Raw genomic sequence first — 24,463 nt, forward strand, 5'->3', positions numbered from 1 at the left:
TCGACACTGATTCAAAAACGGCGAGGCCGACAGTGCGAGGGCCTCGCTGGTATTGGACTGGAAGGCTTCCCGATCAGGCGGCGTGGCGCTTGGCCTCAGCCGCATAGCGGTCCAGGAGACCGCTCCAGCCACCCTCGGATTCGAAGGCCTCGCGCATCGCCTCTGCGGTTTCGCCCATGTTCTCCAGAAGCCTGTGCTCGAGTTCCACACGCGTCGCGTTCTCGCCGAGCGCGACAAAGCGGATCTCGACTTCGGTCAGCAATGCCGGATCGTAGCGCCAGCCGGCTCCAATGCGCCAGGCGAGCGTCAGCCTGGACGGCGGATCCCAGGCGAGAACCTCGCCCCAATCGCATTGTGACCCATCCTCGCCGATCTCGTACCAGCGGCCGCCGGCTTTCGGTTCGATCACCGCGGTCGTCAGGGCGGATTTGCCGATCGAGTGCGAAGCCGGCCACCAGCGCCCGAATCCTGTGGTGAACACATCGAATGCCTTGTCGAGCGGCACCTCCACCGTCACCGACTTCCTGACCGGCGCGGGCTTGATCATGGTCGTCATTTCCTCTTCTCCTTGCTGTTGTCGACTTCCCGTTTGAAGGCGTCGAGCGCATCGCCCCACATGCGGTCGAGCCAGGCGCGCATCTCGCCGAGCCCATGCGGGTCGAGATGATAGATGTTGCTGGCACCCTTCGGCTCTGCGCGGACCAGCCGGGCTTCCTTCAAGACCTTGAGGTGCTGCGATACCGCCGGCTGCGAGACCGGAAGCACTCGCGTCAGATCGATGACCGAGCGTGGCCGATCGGCGATGAGCTCGAACACCTTGCGGCGCGTCGGATCGGCCAAGGCCACCATTCCTGCGTAATCATAAACCATAACTTATGATAAGCTAAAACTTATGATATGTCAACCGAAGGCGTGGCGGGCCCGTGTTTAAGCAACCGGCCGGCTCGAGGCTCTGGGGCAATTCCTTGACGCGGGGGCATGGACAGCAATGCGGATGCAAGATTGCTCAGGGAATCAATCCACCGCATGCGGGCCAGCCGGCAAATGTCGACCACCGGGGAAAAGTAAACCTGGCGGCAAGGTTTTTACCTTATCGGTGTATGTGTCTCTCCGGCGAAACGTTAAGAACGGGTAAATTGGTTTGGCCCTAACCACGGAAGCCTCTCGCTACAGGCCCTCCGCCATATGGCAATTGCGCCTCTCCTTGTTCATGGCGACATACGTTTTAGGCGCATCTGCACTATATCCAGAAGTATTCTATACGTCAGCTTTAATCTATTCTCACAAGTTTCTTGTTGGCATTCCGGTGTTGTTTATCGGGGGCGTCTGCTGTACCGCGCTAATCCATGGCCGGCGGCAACCGGTTCGCTACGCACTGGATTTGGTTCAAGGGCGCTGGCGCGGTTGTCTGCTGGTGCTGTTGTTCTTCTTTGCCAGCTTGACCGCGTTCTCTACCTACAAGATCGCCATCCCGTCCGTCGTCCCATACTATGCCGACAACTGGTTGGCCGATGCTGATGAATGGCTGCACGGGATGCCGCCATGGGAGATCGTCCATAAGCTCGACAGCAACAATTGGTCGTTCGTCGTCTTCAACAGCTATGAAGTCATTTGGTTTTACCAGTGGTTCGGCACCATCCTTTTCGTGTCGCTCTGGTCGGACGAGATTGCCCGCATCCGCTATCTCTGCGCAGCAGCGCTGACGTTGTCCGTCCTCGGAACGGTCTTGGCCCTGGCGCTGGCATCGGTCGGACCGGTTTACTACCACCACTTTGTCGGCGTGGATCGCTTCCACGGATTGAATGCGGCCTTGGACAGGCTGGACCATAGTTACATGGTGCGGGAACCCGCGGCATATCTCCTGATGGCTTACCAAAGCGGCCGGCCAAGTCTTGGCGGCGGCATCTCGGCCATGCCAAGCATGCATGTCGCCTTTGCCGCATTGAACGCCTATTTGCTGTCATCGATCAATCGCTGGCTTGGCGTTCTGGGTTGGACCTTTGCAGCCCTGATCCTGTACGGATCGGTGTTCACTGGCTGGCACTATGCCGTGGACGGCTACGCATCGATCGTTGTTGTATCGGTGATCTGGTGGGCGACCGGACGCCTGGTGCGCGAATAATCATGTGCGCCTATCGATAGATGGCCATGCCCGCCGATGGCCACTTCGCATAAGCCAAACTCGCGACCGCAATCAGGCAAAAAGCACGTGCCCCGACAAGGACGCTCCCTGCCGTGCTCGAATTCAACGTGTAAGAGATTCCGCTTTCGAATTTAATGGTGCGGTCGAGATGCAGCGCCGCAACGCCTCCCGCGTTGATTTTAAAGCATTTTTCTACGATTCCGTGGCGATTTGTATTGAGGGTGGTTCGGCAGCGGCAGAGCATGCAGTTCCAGCCAGCCACCATCGGCAGGCAATTGGCCGCCTTGGCATCGCATCCTCCTCCTGACGAACACCTAGTCTAATACGGTCAACCGTTAGGCGCCGCGCCGCTCGAGCGCGGTCTTGCGGATGATTTCTGCGATCTCCGGGCTGCTGCTGCACAGCATCTGGAAATCCGCCGAGTGTAGCGACAGGAGTGAGACCACCGTTGTGGCGCTGACGGTCGCCGAGCGCGGTTCGCCGGTGATCAGCGCCATCTCGCCGAAGAAGGCGCCAGGGCCCAGCTCCACCGGGTTCGGCGTCGCGACGCTGACGCGCCCCTCCACGACGAAGAACATCTGGTCACCGGTCTCGCCATTGCGGCAGATCACAGCGCCCGCCGGCACGATGCGAGGTCGTAATGCGCGCACGATCTCGACTAGCGTGGCCGGGCCGAGCTTCTGAAACAACGGCACGGCGGCGACCAATTGCCAATTGCGGACGAAATCCTCGCGACGGACTTCTTGATAAAAGCCGGTGGCAAGAATGCCAGCCCAGAGCGCGAAGATGCCGATGCCACTCATCATGACCGCCCCGGCAAGGACGCGGCCGGCGAAGCTTTCCGGAATAGCGTCGCCATAGCCGGTGGTGGACAGCGTGACCACGGCCCACCACATTGCCTGGGGGATGCTGCCGAACTGTTGCGGTTGGACGTCGCGCTCGATGACATAGGCTGCGAGCGCAAAACCGAAAAGAACGATGCCGAAGACCGTGGCGACGCCGATCAGGTTGCGCGCTTCGTTGGTCAGGATTCTGCCCAGCAGCGGGAAGAAAGTTGAATCGCGCAGCGGTTTCAGCAGCCAGACAGCACAGTAGAGGCTCCGGTCGGGCGTGCCGACGAGCAGAAATGCGGCGAGTGGAACCAAAACCGCGAGCACATCAATGGCGATTGCCGGCGTCCTGTCCCGAACGTCTCCCGCCCGGCGCTTGAGCAGTTTCTCGGCCAATTCCAGGAGATAGACGCCCCAAATGACTGCGAGCACGGCAGCCAAAGCCAGTCTGCTTCGTCCGGACAGGTCCGGTGTCGTGAGCGTAGCCACCGCCACAAGCCCAGTCGCAGCCAGCACCGCGTTGAGCGGCGCGTAAATTCTTAAGGAAGGCAGTACCGACATTCTATGCCCACGAGCGGATACTACCGTCCAGGATAGAATGCCTTCAAGGCAAGCGCAAAGGTGCTAATTCGATATGGAGATTACCGGGCCACCCTTGGTCGTCGCTGGACCATAGGCCATGAGCCATCCGATCAGGGTCGAGATCGAGCTGCCCCTCGAACCACACCCAGCGCCGGCTCGTTCTCGGTTGGACCTTTGCAGCCCTGATCCTGTACGGATCGGTGTTCACTGGCTGGCACTATGCCGTGGACGGCTACGCATCAATCATTGTTGTGTCGGTGATCTGGTGGGCGACCGGACGCCTGGTGCGCGAATAATCATGTGCGCCTATCGATAGATGGCCATGCCCGCCGATGGCCTCTTCGCATGGGCAAAACTCGCGATCGTAATCAGGCAAAGGGCACGTGCCCCGACAAGGACGCTCCCCGCCGTGCTCGAAGTTCAACGTGTAAGAGATTCCGCTTTCGAATTTGATGGTGCGGTCGAGAAGACTCGAACTTCCACGGGTTGCCCCACAGCGACCTCAACGCTGCGCGTCTACCAATTCCGCCACGACCGCACGTGGTAGGAGCCGGAACCAACCGGCCCGCGGCGTGTAGCAAATCGTTTCCGGTGAAACAAGTGCGCGGCCAGCAATAATCGGCCGGACATCGGCATAACTCTTCAAGGGCCGAACGTGCCGGAACTGGACGTTTGTACCGATTGCCGCCATATGAGTGGCGAGACGAGATATCATGACAGAACGCAGCCAGATCGCCACGTCGTTCCTGCCCTTGCCCGGCTCGGCGCCGGTCGAATGGCGCATCGAGCCCGGGCTCACCGCCTATCCCGATGCGCTCGCCGTGATGGAGGCGCGCGCCGAGGCAATCCGCAGCGGCGCCGCCGGCGAGATGGTCTGGCTGGTCGAGCACCCGCCGCTCTACACCGCCGGCACCAGCGCCCGCATCGAGGACCTGATCGAGCCGGACCGTTTCCCGGTCTTTGCCGCCGGGCGTGGCGGCGAATACACCTATCATGGGCCGGGCCAGCGAGTCGCCTACGTCATGCTCGACCTGAAGCGGCGGCGCGAGGATGTCCGCGCCTTCGTCGCCGCACTCGAACAATGGATCATCGGCTCGCTGGCCGCCTTCAACGTACGCGGCGAACGCCGCGAGGACCGCGTCGGCGTCTGGGTGGTTCGGCCGGACCGCCCCGCTTTGCCCGACGGCTCGGCGGCCGAGGACAAGATCGCCGCCATCGGCATCAGGCTGAGGCGCTGGGTGAGCTTTCACGGCATCGCCATCAATGTCGAGCCGGACCTTAGCCATTTCAGCGGCATCGTGCCGTGCGGCGTCCAGCATCACGGCGTCACCAGCCTTGTCGACCTCGGCCTTCCCGTGACCATGGCCGACCTCGACCTGGCGCTGAAATCCGCTTTCGAGGACGTGTTCGGGCCCGCCGCGGTGTCGCCTGTCGAAGTGTCCCGCAAGGCCGGCTGAAACACTCGCCCAATGCCTGCGCCAATATGCGAAGGCGGCCCTCGCTCATCAGCATCGAGCCCGCCCTTGAGCTCAATCCTCACATCGCGCCGATCCAGATTGCCATGGAAATGAGGAACGTGCTCATGCACACCAGCGAGACGACATCCTGAACAAGATCGGTCATGACTCTCTCCTGTTGTTAGTGTGTTCGTATTTTGTTCTAATTTTGTTCGAATGTCAACGATCGCAGTCCGGGCGTCACCCGAATTGCGCTCGGTCATTTCGACAGGGTTAAGAAAGGGTTGAGAAGGAGATGCCGAGCGTTTCGGGGCCGACAGGCGCGCGAAAGCGGCGGGACGGCGCACGGCAGCTCGCGGGCCGTCATCGCCTCAATTGCAGCGCACCCTAAAGCGGCACAACCTTGCCGTCGGACAGCGTCACGCGGCGGTCCATGCGCGAGGCGAGCTCGTGATTGTGGGTGGCGATGAGCGCCGCCAGGCCCGATTGCCGGACCAGTGCTGCCAGCGCCTCGAACACATAGGAAGCGGTCACCGGGTCGAGATTGCCGGTCGGCTCGTCGGCCAAAAGCACCAGCGGCGCATTGGCGACGGCACGCGCAATGGCGACCCGCTGCTGCTCGCCGCCGGAGAGCTCGGAGGGGCGATGCTGTGCCCGCTTGCCGATCTGCATATAGTCGAGCAATTGCGCCGCCCGCTCGGCCGCCTCCTTGCGCGGCAGCCCTTTTATCAGCTGCGGCATCATGATGTTTTCCAGCGCAGAAAACTCAGGCAACAAATGATGGAACTGGTAGACGAAGCCGACATCGTTGCGGCGGATCGCCGTGCGCTCGTCGTCGGAAAGCCGGCCGCAGGCGCGCCCCGCCAGGATCACGTCGCCGGCGTCCGGTCGCTCCAGCAGCCCGGCCGTGTGGAGCAGCGTCGACTTGCCGGTGCCCGACGGCGCCACAAGCGCCACCATCTCGCCACGCTTCAGCGAAAAATCGGCGCCGTTCAGGATGGTCAGCTTGCGCGGCCCCTGTACATAATGGCGTTCGACGCTCTTCAGCTCGATAATGGCCTCGGCCATCATTCGTACCTCAGCGCTTCGACCGGATCGAGCCTGGCAGCGCGCCACGCCGGAAACAGTGTCGCCAGGAACGACAGCGCCAAAGCCATGAGAACGACCGAGATCGTCTCGCTGGCATCCATGCGCGCCGGCAGCTGGCTCAGGAAATAAAGCTCGGGATTGAACAGCCGCTCGTTGGCCAGCCAGGAGAAGAACTGGCGGATGCGCTCGACGTTGAGGCAGATCACGATGCCGAGCAGCACGCCGGCGATGGTGCCGACAACGCCGATCGCAGCCCCGGTCATCAGGAAGATGCGCAGGATCGCGCCGCGCGTGGCGCCCATGGTGCGCAGGATGGCGATGTCGTGGCCCTTGTCCTTCACCAGCATGATCAGGCCCGAAATGATGTTGAGCGCCGCCACCAGCACGATCAGCGTCAGGATCATGAACATGACGTTGCGCTCGACCTGCAGCGCGTCGAAAAACGTCTTGTTACGCTCCCGCCAATCGACGAGGGTGATCGGCCGTTGCGCCGCCTCTTCGACCTTCGGCTTCAGCGCGTCGATATTGTCGGGATTGTCGGCGTAGATCTCGATCGTCTGCGCCCTGCCGTCCATGTTGAAATAAAGCTGCGCTTCCGAAAACGGCATGTAGACGATGGAGCTGTCATATTCCGACATGCCGACCTCGAAGATCGCGGTTATCGGATAGCCTTTCATGCGCGGCGTCGTGCCGAGCGGCGTGACGTCGCCCTCGGGCGAGATCAGCGTGATGGTATCGCCGAGCACAAGGCCGAGATTCTCGGCCATGCGGCTGCCGATGGCGACTCCCTCGCCGGTGTCGAAGCCGACGATCGAGCCCGCCTTGATGTTGTTGGCGACGATCGTGATCTTGCCGAGATCCTCGCCGCGTATACCGCGCACCAGCGCGCCGGTGCCGCCGCCGACATTGCCTTGCGCCAGCACCTGCCCGTCGATCAGCGGAATGGCATATTTGACGCCGGGCACGCCGTTGATGCGGCCGGCGACCTGGTCATAGTCCTCCAGCGGCATGTCGAGCGGCTGCACGATCAGGTGCCCGTTGACGCCAAGGATGCGCGTCAGCAGTTCGGCGCGAAAGCCGTTCATGACCGCCATGACGACGATCAGCGTGGCAACGCCCAGCATGATGCCGAGGAAGGAGATCGAGGCGATCACCGAGATCACCGTCTCCTTGCGGCGCGAGCGCAGATAGCGCCACGCCACCATGCGCTCGAAGCCGGAAAAGGGTCCTGCCGCCGAAGGTTTGGCTGCTGCCGCTTCACTCATACGGCGGCACCGAAACGCTTTTTCACATCGCCGATCGGCAGCGTCTCGCGCTCGCCGGTCCTGCGGTTCTTGATTTCGACCTCGCCGGCGGCGACACCACGCGGCCCGACGATCACCTGCCACGGGAGCCCGATCAGGTCGGCGGTGGCGAACTTGCCGCCCGGCCGCTGGTCGGTGTCGTCGTAGAGCACCTCCTTGCCGGCGGCGGCAAAGGCGGCATTCAGCTCGCGGCAGACGCGGTCGCATTCGGCATCGCCAGCCTTCATGTTGATCAGGCCGACATCGAACGGTGCCACCGCCTCCGGCCAGATGATGCCGTTATCGTCATGGCTGGCCTCGATGATCGCCGCGACCAGCCTGGACGGGCCGATGCCGTAGGAACCGCCAGAAACGAAATGATCCTTGCCGTCCGGCCCGGTCACCTTGGCGCCCATCGGCTTGGAATATTTGTCGCCGAAATGGAAGATATGCCCAACCTCGATGCCGCGCGCCGAGACCCTGTCGCCTTCGGAGAGCTTTTCCCATGCCGCCTCGTCATGCATTTCGTCGGTGGCGGCATAGGGCGTCGTCCACGTCTTGACGATGCCGCCGATCTCGGCGTCGTTCGAAAAATCGGTATCCGCCCCCGGCACCTCAAGCGAGAGATAGTCGCGATGGCAAAACACCTGGCTCTCGCCGGTGTCGGCCAGGATGATGAACTCATGGCTGAGGTCGCCGCCGATCGGCCCGGTGTCGGCGCGCATCGGAATGGCCTGCAGCCCCAGGCGCGTAAACGTCCTGAGATAGGACACGAACATGCGGTTATAAGCGGCCTTGGCGCCTTCATAATCGAGGTCGAAGGAATAGGCGTCCTTCATCAGGAACTCGCGCGAACGCATGACGCCGAAGCGCGGGCGCACCTCGTCGCGAAACTTCCACTGGATATGATAGAGGTTGAGCGGCAGGTCCTTGTAGGACTTGACATAGGAGCGGAATATCTCGGTGACCATCTCCTCGTTGGTCGGCCCGTAGAGCATATCGCGGTCTTGCCGGTCCTTGATGCGCAGCATCTCCTTGCCGTAGTCTTCATAGCGGCCGCTTTCGCGCCACAGCTCGGCCGATTGGATGGTCGGCATCAGGATTTCGAGTGCGCCGGCGCGATTCTGCTCCTCGCGAATGATCCGGCAGACCTTGTCCAGCACCCGCTTGCCGAGCGGCAGCCAGGAAAAGCTGCCCTGCCCCTGCTGGCGGATCATGCCGGCGCGCAGCATCAGCCGATGCGAGACGATCTCGGCCTCGCGCGGATTTTCTTTGAGAATGGGCAGGAAATAGCGCGACAAACGCATGGACTGGTCCGTGAGAGAGGATGGCGGCGCCGGAATCGGCGCAGCGCAGGCTTGCTTGCCCCGGCTTCATAGCCATTTCATGGCGGAATGGAAACCCGGCCCAAGCGCTGCACAGGCGCCGCAATTGCCGCACGCGGCTTGCTGGGCGTTTCGCAAGCAACGCCTGCCGTACTATTGTGCACTGCAGCACGAGATTGCCTGTTTCCGGGCAAAATTCTTCGTGACATTTTCACCCGCCTTAGGCTAGTGTGCCCCCATAACCGAGAGGGTAGAGAAAAATCTGCCCTCCTACGCGGTCAAAGTCTTGGGAGGATGCGATCTAGGCGCGGTAACTCGCTGCCGCCGGACACCGGAAACAGATCGGACGCGTTTAAATTGCAAGGCCTCGCGCCTTGCATTTTTTTTGTGCAATCATCTGGTTAGAACGACAGATTACCAAACTACATGACGTTGCGTCAGCCCAAACCCGCCCCGGCCTTTACTTTGGATTGACCTTGCTGGCTCAGCTTGATTTCAGAGCCTCGGCTAGGCTGGGATAGTCGGACACGGTAGGTAGCCGGCTAATGCGCTGGGCTCTGGTTGAAATCCGGCACGATGTGCGGGATGTCGTCGATACCGAGGCCAAGCCCTCTCGTGATGCCGTAGAAGATACCCATGAGGACCAGCGTGACGATCGTCGTGCGCAGCGCCGCGCGCAGCATGTGCGGTCCGCGCGGTGCGCTCGGAACCGTGCCAAGCGTCACGTCCCGATCCTCGTCCTGCGTCCGCATGCTGAACGGCAGGACGGCGAACAACACCACCCACCATGTGGCGAAGAACAGGGCGACAAACGAAACCCAACTCATGCTTGCTCCAGTTCGACCAGCGTGCCGAAGAAATCCTTGGGGTGCAGAAACAATACCGGCTTGCCATGTGCGCCGATCTTCGGATTGCCGTCGCCCAGCACGCGCGCGCCGCTGGCCTTGAGACGGTCGTGCGCCGCAACAATGTCGTCCACCTCATAGCAGACATGGTGCATGCCGCCGGACGGATTCTTCGCGAGGAATGCGGCGATCGGCGAGGCTTCGCCGAGAGGCTCGAGCAACTCGATCCTGGTGTTGCCGACGTCGACGAACACCACCGTAACGCCATGCTCCGGCAGCGCCTGCGGCGCGGTCACGCGAGCGCCAAGCGTATCGCGATAGACCGCCGCAGCCGCGGCCAGATCCGGCACCGCAAGCGCGACATGGTTGAGGCGTCCGAGCATAGCGTACTCCCGGGTTAGGGGAGTAGGGGAGTAAGGCAGTAGGGGAGTAGGGAAAAAAGGATCTAGAAGTGCATCTGTTTGCGCTCCTACCTCCTACTTCCCTACTCCCTTACTGCCCTACTCCCCTACTCCCTTGTTCGTCACCTCGTGACGAACACCGTCACCAGCGGCTTCTTGCCCCAGGCTTCGTTGGCCGCGCCGCGCACCGCGCGCCGCACTGCCTCCTGGACCAGGTCGAGGTCTTTTCGGCGCTGGCGGGGGATGGAGTCCACGGCGCCGATTGCCGCATCGATCATCAGGTCTTCCAGGCTCTCGCCGCTGCCGTCGGCCTCGGCGACGCCGATGGCGACGAGATCGGGATCGCCGGCAAGCTCGTATTTGTCGTCGAGCACGACATTGACGGCGACATGGCCGGCAAAGGACAGCTTGCGGCGGTCGCGAATGCCCATCGCCTGGTCGGTGCCGATCAGCCTTCCGTCCTTGTAGATGCGGCCGAACGGCACCTGGTCGATGATGGCGGCGGCACCCGGATACAGCCTGAGCATGTCGCCGTCGCGCACCTGCGCGACCTGGCCGATGCCGGACGTCGACATCAGCGAGCCCTGCGCCACCAGATGCGCCGCTTCGCCATGCACGGGAACGCCGATCTGCGGCCGCACCCATTCATACATCTTGCGCAATTCGCTGCGGCGTGGATGGCCGGAGACATGCACCAGCGCATCGCCGTCCTCGATGATCTTGATGCCGAGATCGATCAGGCGGTTCTTGATTTCGAGGATCGCCTTCTCGTTGCCGGGAATGGTGCGCGAGGAAAACACCACCGTGTCGCCGGCCGTCAGCGCCACCGACTTCATCTCGTCGCGCGACAGCTTGGCAAGTGCGGCAAGCGGCTCGCCCTGGCTGCCGGTGCAGATGATGACGAGGTTTTCGCGCGGGATGAAGCCGTAATCCTCCTCGGCGATGAATTCCGGCAACCCGTCCATATAGCCGAGTTCATCAGCCACATCGATGACGCGCTTCATCGAGCGGCCAATCACCAGGCACTGGCGGCCGGCATCCCGCGCCGCCTTGGCGATGGAGACGATACGCCCGACATTGGAGGAGAAGCTGGTGACGGCGACCCGGCCCTTGGCGTTCTGGATGACGCTCTTGAGGCCCTCGCCCACCGCCACTTCGGACGGCGATTCCCCTTCCCGCATCGCATTGGTGGAATCGCAGACCAGCGCCAGCACACCCTTGTCGCCATAGGCTCGGAAGCGCGCCTCGTCGGTCATCGGCCCGACCGTCGGCGCCGGATCGATCTTCCAGTCGCCGGTATGGATGACGACGCCGGCCGGCGTCGTGATCGCCAGCGACATCGGTTCGGGAATGGAGTGCGCAACAGGGATGGCCTCGATCTCGAACGGGCCGACGGTGAATTTCTCGCCGGCCCGGTAGATCGTCACCGGGATCTTCGGCGCCCCTTGCTCGCCCTGCCGCTTGGCTTCCAGCAGGCCGGCGCTGAACGGCGTCATCCACACCGGCGCCTTGAGCTTCGGCCAGATGTCGTGGAGCGCGCCGTAATGGTCCTCATGCGCATGGGTGATGACGATGCCGCGCAGATTGGCGACATTCTCCTCGATGAAACGCGTGTCGGGCAGAACCAGGTCGACGCCGGGCAGGGTTGCATCGGGAAAAGTGACGCCGACGTCGACCACGATCCATTCGCGCGCATTGGCCGGCCCATAGCCGTAGAGGGCGAAGTTCATGCCGATCTCGCCGACACCGCCGAGCGGCACGAAGACAAGTTCGGCGTTTTCCGCTATCGCCATGGTCTTTCCTTCCTTGCCGGTCAAAATTGTGGGCCGGTCAAAATTGTCGGCCGGTCAAAATTGTCGGCCGGTCAAATTCAAGCTGGTCAAATACCTGGCCAGTCAAACGTATTGGCCAGTCAAACGCCGGCCGAGGCAACCGCGCCGAAATGCACGTCGCCGGCGGCGATCGTCAGAACCGAACCTTGATCGTCGCGGATCACGAAACGGCAGTCCTCGTCAATGGTCTCGAAGGTGCCGCGCACCACATTACCGTCAATTCTGACAGCAACCTGCCCGCCAAGCCCCGCCGCACGCGCCAGCCACCGCCGCCTGACGGCGGCAAGCCCGCGCCCTTCGTTCCACAGCCGCGCATTCTCGCTCCATGTATCCGACAGCGCCAGGAACAGCGTCTCGGCATCGCAAGCAGACCCCAGCGCGCTGAGCGACGTCGCTGGATAAGGCAAATCCTCAGGGTATGCCACCACGTTGACGCCGACACCGACAGCCACCGCGGAACGGCCACCATCCAGCATCGCCGATTCCAGCAGGATGCCGGCGAGCTTGGCGCCCGAGGCAAGCACATCGTTGGGCCATTTCAGTTCGAAACGGTTCTTGCCTTGGCTCGCACCATCGAGGCCGATCGCGATCCTGCCCTTCGGCACGACAGCGTCGAGCGCGTCGGCCAGCGCCAGTCCGGCAACGAAGCCGAGCGTCGCGGCAAGCCGAAGCTCGGTGTTGGTGATCACCAGCAACGTCGCTGCCAGATTGCCCTCGGGCGTCGCCCAGGCGCGGCCACGGCGGCCACGCCCGGCTTCCTGCTTTTTGGAGACGACCCAGAGTTTGCCCGGATCGCCGGCCCGTGCATGCTCCAGCGCCAGCGCGTTGGTGGAGCCGACCGTGTCGTGCGCCTCGAGCCGGAACCCGTCCGAAGCCGCGGTTGGAGCCAGCCTGAAAGTCATTCCGTCAGAAGAAGGTCTTGGCCGCGGCTGCGGCGTAGGTTCCGATCGGGCCGCCGATCAGCACGTAGAACAGCACGAAGGCGCCACAGACACCGAGCACGACGCGCAGTTCGGACGCCATCGGCACGAAGCCGCCGACCGGTTCGTCGAACCACATGATCTTGATGATACGCAGATAATAGTAGGCGCCCACCACAGAGGCGAGCACGCCGATGATCGCCAGCGCGTAGAGGTTGGCATTGATGGCGGCGAGGAACACGTACCATTTCCCCCAGAAGCCGGCGAGCGGCGGGATGCCGGCCAGCGAGAACATCAGGATGGTGAGGATCGTCGCCATGATCGGATTGGTCGCCGACAGGCCGGCGAGATCGCTGATCTGCTCGACATTGCCCTCCTTGCGCCGCATGGCGAGGATGAAGGCGAAGGTGCCGAGCGTCATCACCAGATAGATCAGCATGTAGATGGCGACGCCGCGCACGCCATCCTGGCTGTTCGCGGCAAGGCCGACCAGCGCATAACCCATATGACCGATGGAGGAATAGGCCATCAGCCGTTTGATGTTGGTCTGGCCGATGGCCGCAAAGGCACCAAGCGCCATCGAGGCGATCGAGATGAAGACGATGATCTGCTGCCAGTCGGCGGCGATCGGCTTGAAGGCGCCCATGGTGACGCGCACCATCAGCGCCATCGCCGCCATCTTCGGTGCCGCCGCCAGAAAAGCCGTCACCGGCGTCGGCGCGCCTTCATAGACGTCGGGCGTCCACATATGGAACGGCACCGCCGAGATCTTGAAGGCAAGGCCGGCCAGCACGAAAACCAGGCCGAAGACGAGCCCAAGCTGGCGCTCACCGCCGCTCAGCGCCGTGGCGATCTCCTGGAAGCCGGTGTTGCCGGTGTAGCCGTAGACCAGCGAGATACCGTAAAGCAGCATGCCCGACGACAGGGCGCCAAGGACGAAATACTTCAGCCCGGCCTCGGTCGAGCGCAGATTGTCCCGATTGATCGCCGCCAGCACGTAGATCGCCAGCGATTGCAGCTCGAGGCCGAGATAGAGCCCGATCATGCCGTTGGCCGAGATCATCAGCATCATGCCGAGCGTGCAGAGCAGGATCAGCACCGGATATTCGAACTTGTCGAAACGCTCCGCCTGGGCAAAGCGGACCGACATGACCAGCGTCACCGCCGAGCCGACGAGCGCCAGCACCTTCATGAAGCGGGCGAACGGATCCTGGATGAAGGCTTCGCTATAGGCGTTGCCCTGTCCCGGCGAAAAGACCAGCCAGGCGCCGGCGATCACCAGCACGGCGACGGCAAGGCCGCTCACCGTGACCGTGGTGTTGGCGCGCGAATAGGCGCCGAGCATCAACAGCGCCAAGGCGCCGATGGCGAGGATCAGCTCTGGCGTCGAGAGCGACAGGCTTGAGAGAAGGTCCGGCGTCATGGTTCGCAAAACCCCCAGTCAGTTCGCCGCCGCGGTCTGCGCGGCGCCGATGGATGCGGTGACATTGGTAACGAGCGCCTTGACCGATTCGGCGGTCGCGTCGAAGATCGGCGCCGGATAGACGCCGAAGAAGATGACCAGCGCGACCAGCGGATAGATGATCACCTTCTCGCGCGTCGACAGGTCGAGCAGGCCTTTCAGGCTTTCCTTGGTCAGCGCGCCGAAGATCACCTTGCGGTAGAGCCAGAGCGCATAGGCCGCCGAAAGGATGACGCCGGTGGCGGCGAAGAACGCTACCCAGGTGTTGACCCGGAACACGCCGAGCATGGTCAGGAACTCGCCGACGAAGCCGCTGGTGCCGGGCAGGCCGACATTGGCCATGGTGAAGATCATGAACACGGTTGCATATTTCGGCATGTTGTTGACCAACCCGCCATAGGCGTCGATGTCACGCGTATGCATGCGGTCGTAGACGACGCCGACGCAGAGGAACAGCGCGCCGGAGACCAGGCCGTGCGACAGCATCTGAAAGATCGAACCCTGGACGCCTTCCTGGTTCATCGCGAAGATGCCCATGGTAACGAAGCCCATGTGAGCGACCGACGAATAGGCGATCAGCTTCTTCATGTCCTCCTGCATCAGCGCCACCAGCGAGGTGTAGATGATGGCGACAACGGAGAGCGTGAAGATCAGCGGCGCGAACATTTCGGATGCGATCGGAAACATCGGCAGCGAAAAGCGCAGGAAGCCGTACCCACCCATCTTGAGCAGGATGGCGGCCAGGATCACCGAGCCGGCCGTCGGCGCCTCGACATGCGCGTCCGGCAGCCAGGTGTGCACCGGCCACATCGGCATCTTCACCGCGAAGGACGCGAAGAAGGCAAGCCATAGCCAAGTCTGCATATTGGCCGGGAAGTTGTGGGTCAGAAGCGTCGGGATGTCGGTGGTGCCGGACTGGAAGAACATCGCCATGATGGCGAGCAGCATCAGCACCGAGCCGGCCAGCGTATAGAGGAAGAACTTGAACGAGGCATAGACGCGCCGCTTGCCGCCCCACACGCCGATGATGATGAACATCGGGATCAGGCCGGCTTCGAAGAAGACATAGAACAAGACGATGTCGAGCGCGCAGAACACGCCGATCATCAGCGTCTCGAGCAGCAGGAAGGCAATCATATAGGCCTTGACGCGCTTCTCGATCGATTCCCACGAGGCGAGGATGCAGAGCGGCATCAGGAAGGTGGTCAGGATGACGAACAGCATGGAGATGCCGTCTACGCCCATATGATAGGAGATGCCGGAATCCAGCCAGGCAAACTTCTCGACGAACTGGAAGCCGGGCTGCGAATTGTCGAAGCCGGTCCAGATGAACAGCGAAATCACAAACGTGAACGCGGTCGTGAACAGTGCTATGGCGCGGATGTTGCGGCGCGCGTTCTCGCTGTCGTCACGCACGAAAAGGATGAGCAGCACACCAACCAGCGGCAGGAAGGTGACCAGCGATAGGATCGGCCAGGCGGTCATCAGAGCATCATCCAGGTGACGAGTGCGGCAACGCCGATCAGCATGGCGAAGGCATAGTGGTAAAGATAGCCGGTCTGCAGCTTGACGACCCGGTTGGTGACGTCGACGACGCGCGCCGAAATGCCGTCCGGCCCGAGCCCGTCGATGACGGTGCCGTCGCCGGTCTTCCACAGGAAGCTGCCGAGGCGCTTTGCCGGCCGCACGAACAGGAAGTCGTAGAGCTCGTCGAAATACCATTTGTTGAGCAGGAAGGCGTAGAGCAGGCGATGGTTGGCGGCGACGCTCCGAGGCATTTCCGGCGCGCGAATATAGAACTGCCAGGCAATCGCAAAGCCGATCAGCATGGCGATGAACGGTGACAGCTCGACCCACAACGGCACTTCGTGGATTTCGTGCAGGATGTGGTTGTCCGGCAGCGTGAACAGCGACGCCTTCCAGAATTCGGCATAGCCCTCGCCGAAGAAGGCGCCGTGGAAGATCACGCCGGCAAACAGCGCGCCCGCCGCCAGGATGAACAGCGGCACCAGCATGACCGGCGGCGATTCATGGACATGGTGCATGACCTCGTGGCTGGCCCGCGGCTCGCCGTGGAAGGTCATGAAGATCAGCCGCCAGGAGTAGAAGGAGGTGAAGCAGGCAGCAATGACCAGCAATATGAAGGCAAACGCGGCGACCGCATTGTGGCCGGCGAAGGCCGCTTCGATGATGGCGTCCTTGGAAAAGAAGCCGGCCGTGCCGATGATCGTTACCGGGATGCCGACACCGGTCAGCGCCAGCGTGCCGATCACCATCATCCAGTACGTTTTCGGAATGAGCGTCCTCAGGCCGCCCATCTTGCGCATGTCCTGCTCGTCGGAGACGGCGTGGATGACCGAGCCCGAGCCGAGGAACAGCAGCGCCTTGAAGAAGGCGTGCGTGAACAGATGGAAGATCGCCGCGCCATAGGCGCCGACGCCGAGCGCCACGAACATGTAGCCGAGCTGCGAACAGGTCGAATAGGCGATGACGCGCTTGATGTCGTTCTGGACGAGACCGACTGTCGCCGCGAAGAAGGCGGTGAAGGCGCCGATGAAAGTGACCACGGTCAATGCCGAATGCGACAGCTCGAACAGCGGCGACAACCGCGCCAGCATGAACACGCCTGCCGTCACCATGGTCGCGGCATGGATCAGTGCCGAGACCGGCGTCGGGCCTTCCATGGCATCCGGCAGCCAGGTGTGAAGCGGCACCTGCGCCGACTTGCCCATGGCGCCCATGAACAGGAGCAGGCAGACAACCGTCATCGCAGCCTGCTTGTCGAGCGCATAGCCGAGGAAGGTCAGCACGGCCGGGCCTTGCGGCGCGCCTTCCGCCGGAATGAACGTCGCCGCATTGGCGAAGATGGTGCCGAGATTGACCGAGCCGAACAGCACGAACACGCCGAATATGCCGAGCGCAAAGCCGAAATCGCCGACGCGGTTGACGACGAAGGCCTTGATCGCAGCCGCATTGGCCGACGGCTTCTTGTACCAGAAGCCGATCAGCAGATAGGAGGCAAGGCCGACGCCTTCCCAGCCGAAGAACATCTGCACGAGGTTGTCGGCCGTCACCAGCATCAGCATGGCGAAGGTAAACAGCGACAGATAGGCGAAGAAGCGCGGCCGGTCCGGATCGTGATGCATGTAGCCGATCGAGTAGATATGGACCAGCGACGACACCGTGTTGACAACTACCAGCATCACCACCGTCAGCGTGTCGATCCTGAGCGCCCAGGACGCCTCCAGCCCGCCCGACTGGATCCAGCGCATCACCGGCACGGTGAACACCTCTCCGCCGCCGAAGCCAACCGAGAAGAAGGCGACCCACGACAGCACGGCCGCGATCACCAGGAAGCCCGAGGTGATGTATTCGGAAGCCTTGGCCCCGAGCGAGGTGCCGAACAGGCCGACGATCAGAAAGCCGAGCAGCGGAAGGAAGACGATGGCCTGATACATGGTGGTTCCGTCAACCCTTCATCATGTTCACGTCTTCGACCGCGATCGAGCCGCGGTTGCGGAAGAAGACGACGAGAATGGCAAGGCCGATCGCCGCTTCGGCCGCCGCGACCGTCAGCACGAACAGTGCGAACACCTGGCCGACCAAATCGCCGAGCGCCGCCGAAAAGGCGACGAAATTGATGTTGACCGCAAGCAGGATCAGCTCGATCGACATCAGGATGACGATGACGTTCCTGCGGTTCAGGAAGATGCCGAACACGCCGAGCGTGAACAGGATCGCCGATACGGTCAGGTAGTGCGCGATGCCGACGACCATCTCAGACTCCTTCGCCCGTCTTGACCTTGCGGATTTCCACTCCGGTTGCCGCCGTGCGGCCGACCTGGGCGGCGATCGACTGCCGCTTGACGCCCGGCTTGTGGCGCAGCGTCAGCACGATGGCGCCGATCATGGCGACCAGCAGCACCAGCCCCGCTACCTGGAAGTAATAGAGGTAATCCGTATAGAGGATGTCGCCGAGCGCTGCCGTGTTCGACCGCGCGGCCAGGTCCGGAATGGGTTTCGCGACCGTCGCCGCCAGTTTCGGCGCGAATGTATAGCCGCCGAGCACCACGATCAGCTCCGCCGCCAGGATCAGCCCGACCAGCGCGCCGATCGGTGCATATTGCAGGGCGCCTTCCTTCATTTCGGCGAAGTCGACGTCGAGCATCATGACGACGAACAGGAACAGCACCAGCACCGCGCCGACATAGACGACGAGCAGGATCATCGCCAGGAACTCGGCGCCGGTCAGCATGAACAGGCCGGCGGCGTTGAAGAAGGTCAGGATCAGGAACAGCACCGAATGCACGGGATTGCGCGCCGAAATGACCATGAACGCCGATGCCACCGCGACAAAGGCGAAGAGGTAGAAAAAGGCCGCCTCTAGTCCACTCAGCATGGGTTCCCCCGGGTTTCCTGTCAGAACAGGACGTTCGTCCTGTTTTTTGCCACCGCCTCCGGTCGGCAAGTTGCGTGTTCCTTAAACCAGGCCCCTCGCCCCGTCCATGCGTCAAATATCAGCGGTAAGGCGCATCCAGCGAGATGTTGCGCGCCAGCTCACGCTCCCAGCGGTCGCCATTGGCCAGGAGCCTGTCCTTGTCGTAATAAAGCTCCTCGCGCGTTTCCGTCGCGAATTCGAAATTCGGCCCCTCGACAATGGCGTCGACCGGGCAGGCTTCCTGGCAGAAGCCGCAATAAATGCATTTCACCATATCGATGTCGTAGCGCACGGTGCGCCGTGTGCCGTCGTTGCGGCGTGGGCCGGCTTCGATGGTGATGGCCTGTGCCGGGCAGATCGCCTCGCACAGTTTGCAGGCGATGCAGCGTTCCTCGCCGTTCGGATAGCGGCGCAGCGCATGTTCGCCGCGGAAGCGCGGGCTGACCGGCCCCTTTTCATGCGGATAGTTGATCGTCTCCTTCGGCGCGAAGAACTGGCGCATCGACAGGAAGAAAGCGCTGACGAAATCCTGCAAAAGCAGTGACTTGGCGGCCTGGGATAATGCTGACATCAGGCAAACCCGGTGAGTTTGAGAAAGGCGGCGGTGGCGACCACCATGAACAGCGAGATCGGCAGGAAGACCTTCCAGCCGAGCCGCATCAGCTGGTCGTAGCGATAGCGCGGCACGAACGCCTTCACCATGGAGAACATGAAGAACACCAGGCAGACCTTGAGCACGAACCAGATGAGCCCCGGCACCCAGGTGAACGGCGCGAAGTTGAAGGGCGGCAGCCAGCCGCCAAGGAACAGGATGGTGGCCAGCGCGCACATCAGGACGACGGCGACATATTCGCCGAGGAAAAACAACAGGAACGGCGTCGAGGAATATTCAACCATATGGCCGGCGACAAGTTCCGATTCGGCTTCCACAAGGTCGAAGGGCGGCCGGTTGGTCTCGGCCAACGCCGAGATGAAGAAGACGATGAACATCGGGAACAGCGACAGCCAATGCCAGTCGAGGAAGGTGTTGGGCAGGCCGAGCCGCGTGCCCAGCCCGTCCTGTTGCGACAAGACGATGTCGGACAGGTTGAGCGAGCCGACGCAAAGCAGCACGGTGACGATGACGAAACCGATCGAGACTTCGTAGGACACCATCTGCGCCGCCGAGCGCAGCGCGCCAAGGAACGGGTATTTCGAATTGGAGGCCCAGCCGCCCATGATGACGCCATAGACCTCGAGCGAGGAGATGGCGAAGACATAGAGGATGCCGACATTGACGTTGGCGATCGCCCAGCCTTCATTGACCGGGATCACCGCCCAGGCAGAGATCGCAAGCACCGCCGACACCAAGGGCGCCAGCAGGAAAACGCCCTTGTTGGCGCCGGACGGGATCACCGGTTCCTTGAAGACGAATTTCAGCAGATCGGCGAAGGCCTGCAGCGTGCCCCACGGGCCGACGACGTTCGGGCCGCGGCGCAATTGCACCGCCGCCCAGATCTTGCGGTCGGCGTAAAGCACATAGGCGACGAAGATCAGAAGCACGACGATCAGCACGACCGATTTCAGAAGAATCAGCAGCGCCGGCAGCACGTAGAAGGAGAAGAAGGTGTCCATGTCTACTCCGCCGCCTGCCTGAAGCCGTTCTTCGCCAAGGCCGAACACTCCGCCATCACCGCTGACGCCCGCGCGATCGGATTGGTCAGGTAGAAATCCTTGACCGGCGAGGTGAAGGTGCCCTTGTTCAGCCTTCCGCCGAGCTTGGCCACCCTGGCGATGTCGGCCGGGTCGCCGGCAGCGACATGGTCGATGCGGGCGAGATGCGGGTATTCGCCATAGAGCTTTGCGCGCAGCTGCGGCAGCGAATCGAACGGTAGCTTCTTGCCGAGCACATCCGACAGTGCCCGAAGGATCGCCCAGTCTTCGCGCGCTTCGCCGGGCGCAAAGCCGGCACGGTTGGTCTGCTGCACGCGGCCCTCGGTGTTGACGAAGGTGCCCGACTTCTCGGTATAGGCGGCACCCGGCAGGATGACGTTGGCGCGATGCGCGCCCTTGTCGCCATGCGTGCCGATATAGACGACGAAAGCGCCGCCGGTCTTGGCCATGTCGATTTCGTCGGCACCGAGCAGGAACAGCACATCGGTCTCGCCGAGCATGCCGGCGACATTCCTGCCGCCCTCGCCCGGCACGAAGCCGACATCGAGGCCGCCGACCCGTGCCGCGGCGGTGTGCAGTACGGCAAAGCCGTTCCAGTCGGCCCTTGCGGCATTGACGGCGACGGCGAGCTTCGCCGCCTGGCCAAGCACGGCCGCGCCGTCCGGACGCGCCAACGCACCCTGGCCGACGATGATCAGCGGATGCGTCGCCTTCTTCAGCAGCTGGAAAAACTTGCCGTTGCCGTCGGCCAGATCCTTCAGCGATTCCGGCCCGGCGCCGAGCTGCTCGTAATCATAGCGCGTATCGCCGACATCGCCGATGACGCCGACCGGCAGATTGCCGGCCCGCCAGCGCTTGCGGATGCGGGCGTTGAGCAAGGAGGCCTCGAAGCGCGGATTGGCGCCGATGATCAGCACTGCATCGGCCTGTTCGATGCCTTCTATGGTTGGGTTGAAGACATAGCTCGCCCGGCCGAGCGACGGATCGAGCGCGGCACCGTCCTGGCGGCAGTCCGTGTTCTTCGAGCCGAGCGAAGCCATCAACAGCTTCAGCGCGTAGATCTCCTCGACGGCGGCGAGATCGCCTGATATGGCGCCGATCTTTTCGGGTGCGGCGTTCGACACCGCTTCCTTGATCGCGGCAAAAGCCTCGGCCCAGCTTGCCGGGGCCAGTCTGCCGTCCTTGCGCACATAGGGGCGGTCGAGGCGCTGCGTGCGCAAACCGTCCCAGATGAAGCGGGTCTTGTCGGAAATCCACTCCTCGTTCACCGCCTCGTTGGTACGCGGCAGGATGCGCATCACTTCGCGGCCCCGGCTATCGACGCGGATCGCGGAGCCGACGGCGTCCATCACGTCGATGGATTCGGTCTTGGTCAGTTCCCACGGCCGTGCCTGGAAGGCATAGGGTTTGGAGGTCAGCGCACCGACCGGGCAAAGGTCGATGACATTGCCCTGCAGTTCCGAAGTCATCGCGCTTTCGAGATAGGTGGTGATCTCGGCATCCTCGCCGCGGCCGATCAGGCCGAGCTCGGATATGCCGGCAATCTCGGTGGTGAAGCGGACGCAGCGCGTGCAATGGATGCAGCGGTTCATGATCGTCTTGACCAGCGGCCCGATATACTTGTCTTCGACCGCCCGCTTGTTCTCATGGTAGCGCGAGGAATCGACTCCGAACGCCATCGCCTGGTCCTGCAGGTCGCACTCGCCGCCCTGGTCGCAGATCGGGCAGTCCAGCGGATGGTTGATCAGCAGGAATTCCATCACGCCTTCGCGCGCCTTCTTGACCATCGGCGTGTTGGTGAAGATTTCCGGCGGCTCGCCGTTCGGGCCGGGGCGCAGGTCGCGCACGCCCATGGCGCAGGACGCCTGCGGCTTGGGCGGGCCGCCTTTCACCTCAATTAGGCACATGCGGCAATTGCCGGCGATCGACAGCCGCTCATGGAAGCAGAAGCGCGGCACTTCCGCGCCGGCGTCCTCGGCCGCCTGCAGCAGCGTGTAATGGTCGGGTACAGTGATCTCTTTCCCGTCGACCTTGAGCTTTGCCATTTCGCCTCAAACCCCTGCGGACGTTCCGCAATCTTTCCTTCCGGGCGCAGCCGAGACCGCGCACGATGTTGAATTCACTTTTTGGCCCCGGCCAACGCGGCCGCCTGACCGATCCAGCCGTCACGGCCGATGCGGCCCTTCAACGACAGGTAATCTTCGACCCAGGCGATCTCTTGCGGCGTCCACGCGGCGATCTGGGCGTATGTCCAGATGCCAAGGCCGTTCAGCACCTTTTCCAGTTTCGGCCCGATGCCCGATATCGCCTTGAGGTCAGCCGGCTCGGCTGGCCGATCCATCGGCTTGGGCTGCTTGAAATCCTCCGGCATCAGCCCGGCCGACGCATCCGCTGCAACGGTGCTGGCATTCGCCAAGCTCCGCGCAGCGGTGCTCGTCGCAATGTCGGTCACATCGTTGGCGAAGGACTGCGCCTCGGCAATCAGGGTTTTGGTCGCTGCGCGCGCCTTTGTCGAGGAGCTTTTGCCGGTCGCGGAAAAGCGTTCCGTCCGGGCCTCGAAATCCTCGGCGACCGGCTGCCAAAGCCGCTGCGAGGTTTCGGCCGCGCCCGAAAGCACGCCCATCCAGATGCCAAAGGCGTGGTTGGCAAGACCGATGCCGAGTGCCGTCATCGCCGCCGCGCCCGCGACAGGATGCGCCAGGAGATTGACGGCATTGGCCATCTCCTTCGGCATCATCCTGGTCAGATCCTGGTTCATCTTCAACAACGGGTCCATATCGGGCGTAAAATCGTCGGGTGTCGAAAACAGCGACATAGGTGGTCTCCTGGTCGTTTCCGTCTGCCCCGCGCTCGTTTCCTCGTATCGGACATTCGTCCGCATTTTGAATTCTTCTATTCCGCCGCCGCCAGCACCGGTTCGGCGCGATGTGCGTTGCGCGAAAACTCGTCGATGCGCCGCTCCACCTCGCCGCGGAAATGCCGCATCAGGCCCTGGATCGGCCATGCTGCCGCATCGCCCAGCGCACAGATCGTGTGGCCCTCGACCTGCTTCGTCACGTCGAGCAGCATGTCGATCTCGCGCTTCTGCGCCTCACCGCGCACCAGCCGTTCCATCACCCGCCACATCCAGCCGGTGCCCTCACGGCAGGGCGTGCACTGGCCGCAGCTCTCGTGCTTGTAGAAATAGGACAGCCGCGCGATCGCTTTCACGATATCGGTCGATTTGTCCATGACGATGACAGCCGCCGTGCCGAGGCCCGATTTCAGGTCGCGCAGCGCGTCGAAATCCATCGGCGCGTCGATGATCTGCTCGGCCGGCACCAGCGGCACCGAGGCGCCGCCCGGAATGACCGCCAGCAGGTTGTCCCAGCCGCCGCGAATGCCGCCGCAATGCGTCTCGATCAGTTCGCGGAACGGGATCGACATCGCCTCTTCGACGGTGCACGGATTGTTGACGTGGCCGGAGATGCAGAACAGCTTGGTGCCGACATTGTTGGGCCGACCGAAGGACGAGAACCAGGCGGCACCGCGGCGCAGGATGGTCGGCGCGACAGCGATGGACTCGACATTGTTGACCGTCGTCGGGCAGCCATAGAGGCCTACATTGGCCGGAAATGGCGGCTTCAGCCGCGGCTGGCCCTTCTTGCCCTCGAGGCTTTCGAGCAGCGCCGTTTCCTCGCCGCAGATATAGGCGCCGGCGCCATGATGCATGTAGATGTCGAAATCGTAGCCGGAGGTGTTGTTCTTGCCGATCAGCTTGGCCGCATAGGCCTCGTCTATGGCGCGTTGCAGCGCCTCGCGCTCGCGGATGAACTCGCCGCGCACATAGATGTAGGCGGCGACCGCGCCCATGGCGAAGCCGGCAAGCAGGCAGCCTTCGACCAGCGTGTGCGGGTCGTGGCGCAGTATGTCGCGGTCCTTGCAGGTACCGGGCTCGGACTCGTCGGCATTGACGACGAGATAGCTCGGCCGGCCGTCGCTTTGTTTGGGCATGAACGACCATTTCAGCCCGGTCGGGAAACCGGCACCGCCGCGGCCGCGCAGGCCCGATGCCTTCATCTCGTTGACGATCCACTCGCGACCCTTGGCAACGATGCCGGGCGTGTTGTCCCAGGCGCCGCGCGCCATGGCGCCGGCCAGCGACTTGTCGAAGCGGCCGTAGATGTTGTTGAAGATGCGGTCTCTGTCCTGAAGCATTGCTCG

The 24,463-nt window shown here is 62.7% G+C and carries 22 protein-coding genes and 1 tRNA gene; 2 read left to right on the forward strand and 21 right to left on the reverse strand.

Annotated elements, in window-relative coordinates; translation table 11 throughout:
• Window positions 1–73: 73 nt before the first annotated feature.
• Window positions 74–556, reverse strand: coding sequence for an SRPBCC family protein (locus tag NKI67_RS06510; protein ID WP_254818127.1), 483 nt, complete (start codon window positions 554–556; stop codon window positions 74–76).
• Window positions 553–870 carry an ArsR/SmtB family transcription factor gene (locus tag NKI67_RS06515; protein WP_023720727.1) on the reverse strand — a complete coding sequence of 106 codons (318 nt, stop codon included), beginning with the start codon at window positions 868–870 and terminating at the stop codon, window positions 553–555. The genes NKI67_RS06510 and NKI67_RS06515 overlap by 4 nt, the downstream gene beginning before the upstream one ends.
• Window positions 871–1,210: 340 nt before the next feature.
• On the opposite strand from NKI67_RS06515, the gene NKI67_RS06520 reads away from it, so the two are divergent.
• A complete protein-coding gene (locus tag NKI67_RS06520; RefSeq protein ID WP_352644891.1) occupies window positions 1,211–2,122 on the forward strand; it encodes a phosphatase PAP2 family protein in 912 nt (303 codons plus the stop codon).
• 356 nt (window positions 2,123–2,478) lie between these two features.
• On the opposite strand, the gene NKI67_RS06525 is transcribed toward NKI67_RS06520, so the two are convergent.
• Window positions 2,479–3,534, reverse strand: coding sequence for a cyclic nucleotide-gated potassium channel (locus NKI67_RS06525; RefSeq protein WP_352644822.1), 1,056 nt, complete (start codon window positions 3,532–3,534; stop codon window positions 2,479–2,481).
• Window positions 3,535–4,008: 474 nt separating this feature from the next.
• Window positions 4,009–4,093 (reverse strand) — tRNA-Leu (locus tag NKI67_RS06535).
• Between the two features lie 175 nt (window positions 4,094–4,268).
• Between NKI67_RS06535 and lipB the strand changes: the two genes are divergently transcribed.
• Window positions 4,269–5,012, forward strand: coding sequence for a lipoyl(octanoyl) transferase LipB (lipB, locus tag NKI67_RS06540; protein WP_023676608.1), 744 nt, complete (start codon window positions 4,269–4,271; stop codon window positions 5,010–5,012).
• 387 nt (window positions 5,013–5,399) lie between these two features.
• Here the strand turns inward: lipB and NKI67_RS06545 are convergent, their stop codons facing one another.
• From NKI67_RS06545 to nuoF, 17 genes are all read right to left on the reverse strand, one after another.
• Window positions 5,400–6,083: an ABC transporter ATP-binding protein gene (locus NKI67_RS06545; protein WP_023676610.1), complete on the reverse strand. Its 684-nt coding sequence runs from the start codon at window positions 6,081–6,083 to the stop codon at window positions 5,400–5,402.
• Window positions 6,080–7,366, reverse strand: a complete 1,287-nt coding sequence (locus tag NKI67_RS06550; RefSeq protein ID WP_352458234.1) for a lipoprotein-releasing ABC transporter permease subunit — start codon at window positions 7,364–7,366, stop codon at window positions 6,080–6,082. Before NKI67_RS06550 ends, NKI67_RS06545 begins: the two co-directional genes overlap by 4 nt.
• On the reverse strand, window positions 7,363–8,691 hold the full coding sequence (gene proS, locus NKI67_RS06555) for a proline--tRNA ligase (RefSeq protein ID WP_352570374.1): 1,329 nt from the start codon (window positions 8,689–8,691) through the stop codon (window positions 7,363–7,365). Before proS ends, NKI67_RS06550 begins: the two co-directional genes overlap by 4 nt.
• 560 nt (window positions 8,692–9,251) lie before the next feature.
• Entirely contained in the window at window positions 9,252–9,536 is a 285-nt protein-coding gene (locus tag NKI67_RS06560; RefSeq protein WP_023676613.1) for a DUF1467 family protein, read from the reverse strand.
• Window positions 9,533–9,937, reverse strand: a complete 405-nt coding sequence (gene mce, locus NKI67_RS06565) for a methylmalonyl-CoA epimerase (protein WP_023676614.1) — start codon at window positions 9,935–9,937, stop codon at window positions 9,533–9,535. The genes NKI67_RS06560 and mce overlap by 4 nt, the downstream gene beginning before the upstream one ends.
• A 140-nt stretch (window positions 9,938–10,077) precedes the next feature.
• A complete protein-coding gene (locus tag NKI67_RS06570; RefSeq protein ID WP_352589718.1) occupies window positions 10,078–11,748 on the reverse strand; it encodes a ribonuclease J in 1,671 nt (556 codons plus the stop codon).
• Between the two features lie 119 nt (window positions 11,749–11,867).
• Window positions 11,868–12,689 carry a biotin--[acetyl-CoA-carboxylase] ligase gene (locus NKI67_RS06575; RefSeq protein WP_352589715.1) on the reverse strand — a complete coding sequence of 274 codons (822 nt, stop codon included), beginning with the start codon at window positions 12,687–12,689 and terminating at the stop codon, window positions 11,868–11,870.
• Between the two features lie 4 nt (window positions 12,690–12,693).
• Entirely contained in the window at window positions 12,694–14,130 is a 1,437-nt protein-coding gene (nuoN, locus tag NKI67_RS06580) for an NADH-quinone oxidoreductase subunit NuoN (protein WP_352589712.1), read from the reverse strand.
• A gap of 18 nt (window positions 14,131–14,148) precedes the next feature.
• A complete protein-coding gene (locus NKI67_RS06585; RefSeq protein WP_352450009.1) occupies window positions 14,149–15,654 on the reverse strand; it encodes an NADH-quinone oxidoreductase subunit M in 1,506 nt (501 codons plus the stop codon).
• Window positions 15,654–17,627: an NADH-quinone oxidoreductase subunit L gene (gene nuoL, locus NKI67_RS06590; protein WP_023676619.1), complete on the reverse strand. Its 1,974-nt coding sequence runs from the start codon at window positions 17,625–17,627 to the stop codon at window positions 15,654–15,656. The genes NKI67_RS06585 and nuoL overlap by 1 nt, the downstream gene beginning before the upstream one ends.
• A 10-nt stretch (window positions 17,628–17,637) precedes the next feature.
• Window positions 17,638–17,946, reverse strand: coding sequence for an NADH-quinone oxidoreductase subunit NuoK (nuoK, locus tag NKI67_RS06595; protein WP_023676620.1), 309 nt, complete (start codon window positions 17,944–17,946; stop codon window positions 17,638–17,640).
• A gap of 1 nt (window position 17,947) precedes the next feature.
• The gene (locus tag NKI67_RS06600) at window positions 17,948–18,568 is read right to left on the reverse strand and encodes an NADH-quinone oxidoreductase subunit J (RefSeq protein ID WP_023676621.1); all 621 of its coding nucleotides are present in this window, start codon (window positions 18,566–18,568) and stop codon (window positions 17,948–17,950) included.
• A gap of 118 nt (window positions 18,569–18,686) precedes the next feature.
• Window positions 18,687–19,178, reverse strand: coding sequence for an NADH-quinone oxidoreductase subunit NuoI (gene nuoI, locus NKI67_RS06605; protein ID WP_023676622.1), 492 nt, complete (start codon window positions 19,176–19,178; stop codon window positions 18,687–18,689).
• Window positions 19,178–20,221, reverse strand: coding sequence for an NADH-quinone oxidoreductase subunit NuoH (gene nuoH, locus NKI67_RS06610; RefSeq protein ID WP_352450011.1), 1,044 nt, complete (start codon window positions 20,219–20,221; stop codon window positions 19,178–19,180). The genes nuoI and nuoH overlap by 1 nt, the downstream gene beginning before the upstream one ends.
• 2 nt (window positions 20,222–20,223) lie before the next feature.
• Window positions 20,224–22,305: an NADH-quinone oxidoreductase subunit NuoG gene (nuoG, locus tag NKI67_RS06615; RefSeq protein WP_352644823.1), complete on the reverse strand. Its 2,082-nt coding sequence runs from the start codon at window positions 22,303–22,305 to the stop codon at window positions 20,224–20,226.
• Between the two features lie 74 nt (window positions 22,306–22,379).
• Complete coding sequence (locus tag NKI67_RS06620) at window positions 22,380–23,075, reverse strand: helix-hairpin-helix domain-containing protein (protein ID WP_352458243.1); 696 nt, start codon at window positions 23,073–23,075, stop codon at window positions 22,380–22,382.
• A 77-nt stretch (window positions 23,076–23,152) separates the two neighbouring features.
• Entirely contained in the window at window positions 23,153–24,457 is a 1,305-nt protein-coding gene (gene nuoF, locus NKI67_RS06625; RefSeq protein ID WP_023676626.1) for an NADH-quinone oxidoreductase subunit NuoF, read from the reverse strand.
• Window positions 24,458–24,463 lie beyond the last annotated feature (6 nt).

Origin of the sequence: Mesorhizobium sp. M0408, assembly GCF_040321495.1 — a bacterium.
In the GTDB taxonomy this organism is placed as follows: Bacteria; Pseudomonadota; Alphaproteobacteria; order Rhizobiales; family Rhizobiaceae; genus Mesorhizobium.

Coding starts and splice junctions, on each gene's coding strand:
- NKI67_RS06560 (WP_023676613.1), bottom strand. CDS start 9,536: ATGAGTTGGGTTTCGTTTGTCGCCCTGTTCTTCGCCACATGGTGGGTG.
- mce (WP_023676614.1), bottom strand. CDS start 9,937: ATGCTCGGACGCCTCAACCATGTCGCGCTTGCGGTGCCGGATCTGGCC.
- NKI67_RS06515 (WP_023720727.1), bottom strand. CDS start 870: ATGGTTTATGATTACGCAGGAATGGTGGCCTTGGCCGATCCGACGCGC.
- NKI67_RS06510 (WP_254818127.1), bottom strand. CDS start 556: ATGACGACCATGATCAAGCCCGCGCCGGTCAGGAAGTCGGTGACGGTG.
- NKI67_RS06570 (WP_352589718.1), bottom strand. CDS start 11,748: ATGGCGATAGCGGAAAACGCCGAACTTGTCTTCGTGCCGCTCGGCGGT.
- NKI67_RS06620 (WP_352458243.1), bottom strand. CDS start 23,075: ATGTCGCTGTTTTCGACACCCGACGATTTTACGCCCGATATGGACCCG.
- NKI67_RS06545 (WP_023676610.1), bottom strand. CDS start 6,083: ATGATGGCCGAGGCCATTATCGAGCTGAAGAGCGTCGAACGCCATTAT.
- NKI67_RS06525 (WP_352644822.1), bottom strand. CDS start 3,534: ATGTCGGTACTGCCTTCCTTAAGAATTTACGCGCCGCTCAACGCGGTG.
- NKI67_RS06520 (WP_352644891.1), top strand. CDS start 1,211: ATGGCGACATACGTTTTAGGCGCATCTGCACTATATCCAGAAGTATTC.
- nuoG (WP_352644823.1), bottom strand. CDS start 22,305: ATGGCAAAGCTCAAGGTCGACGGGAAAGAGATCACTGTACCCGACCAT.
- nuoF (WP_023676626.1), bottom strand. CDS start 24,457: ATGCTTCAGGACAGAGACCGCATCTTCAACAACATCTACGGCCGCTTC.
- nuoN (WP_352589712.1), bottom strand. CDS start 14,130: ATGACGCCGGACCTTCTCTCAAGCCTGTCGCTCTCGACGCCAGAGCTG.
- nuoL (WP_023676619.1), bottom strand. CDS start 17,627: ATGTATCAGGCCATCGTCTTCCTTCCGCTGCTCGGCTTTCTGATCGTC.
- NKI67_RS06600 (WP_023676621.1), bottom strand. CDS start 18,568: ATGCTGAGTGGACTAGAGGCGGCCTTTTTCTACCTCTTCGCCTTTGTC.
- NKI67_RS06585 (WP_352450009.1), bottom strand. CDS start 15,654: ATGACCGCCTGGCCGATCCTATCGCTGGTCACCTTCCTGCCGCTGGTT.
- NKI67_RS06550 (WP_352458234.1), bottom strand. CDS start 7,366: ATGAGTGAAGCGGCAGCAGCCAAACCTTCGGCGGCAGGACCCTTTTCC.
- proS (WP_352570374.1), bottom strand. CDS start 8,691: ATGCGTTTGTCGCGCTATTTCCTGCCCATTCTCAAAGAAAATCCGCGC.
- lipB (WP_023676608.1), top strand. CDS start 4,269: ATGACAGAACGCAGCCAGATCGCCACGTCGTTCCTGCCCTTGCCCGGC.
- nuoI (WP_023676622.1), bottom strand. CDS start 19,178: ATGTCAGCATTATCCCAGGCCGCCAAGTCACTGCTTTTGCAGGATTTC.
- NKI67_RS06575 (WP_352589715.1), bottom strand. CDS start 12,689: ATGACTTTCAGGCTGGCTCCAACCGCGGCTTCGGACGGGTTCCGGCTC.
- nuoH (WP_352450011.1), bottom strand. CDS start 20,221: ATGGACACCTTCTTCTCCTTCTACGTGCTGCCGGCGCTGCTGATTCTT.
- nuoK (WP_023676620.1), bottom strand. CDS start 17,946: ATGGTCGTCGGCATCGCGCACTACCTGACCGTATCGGCGATCCTGTTC.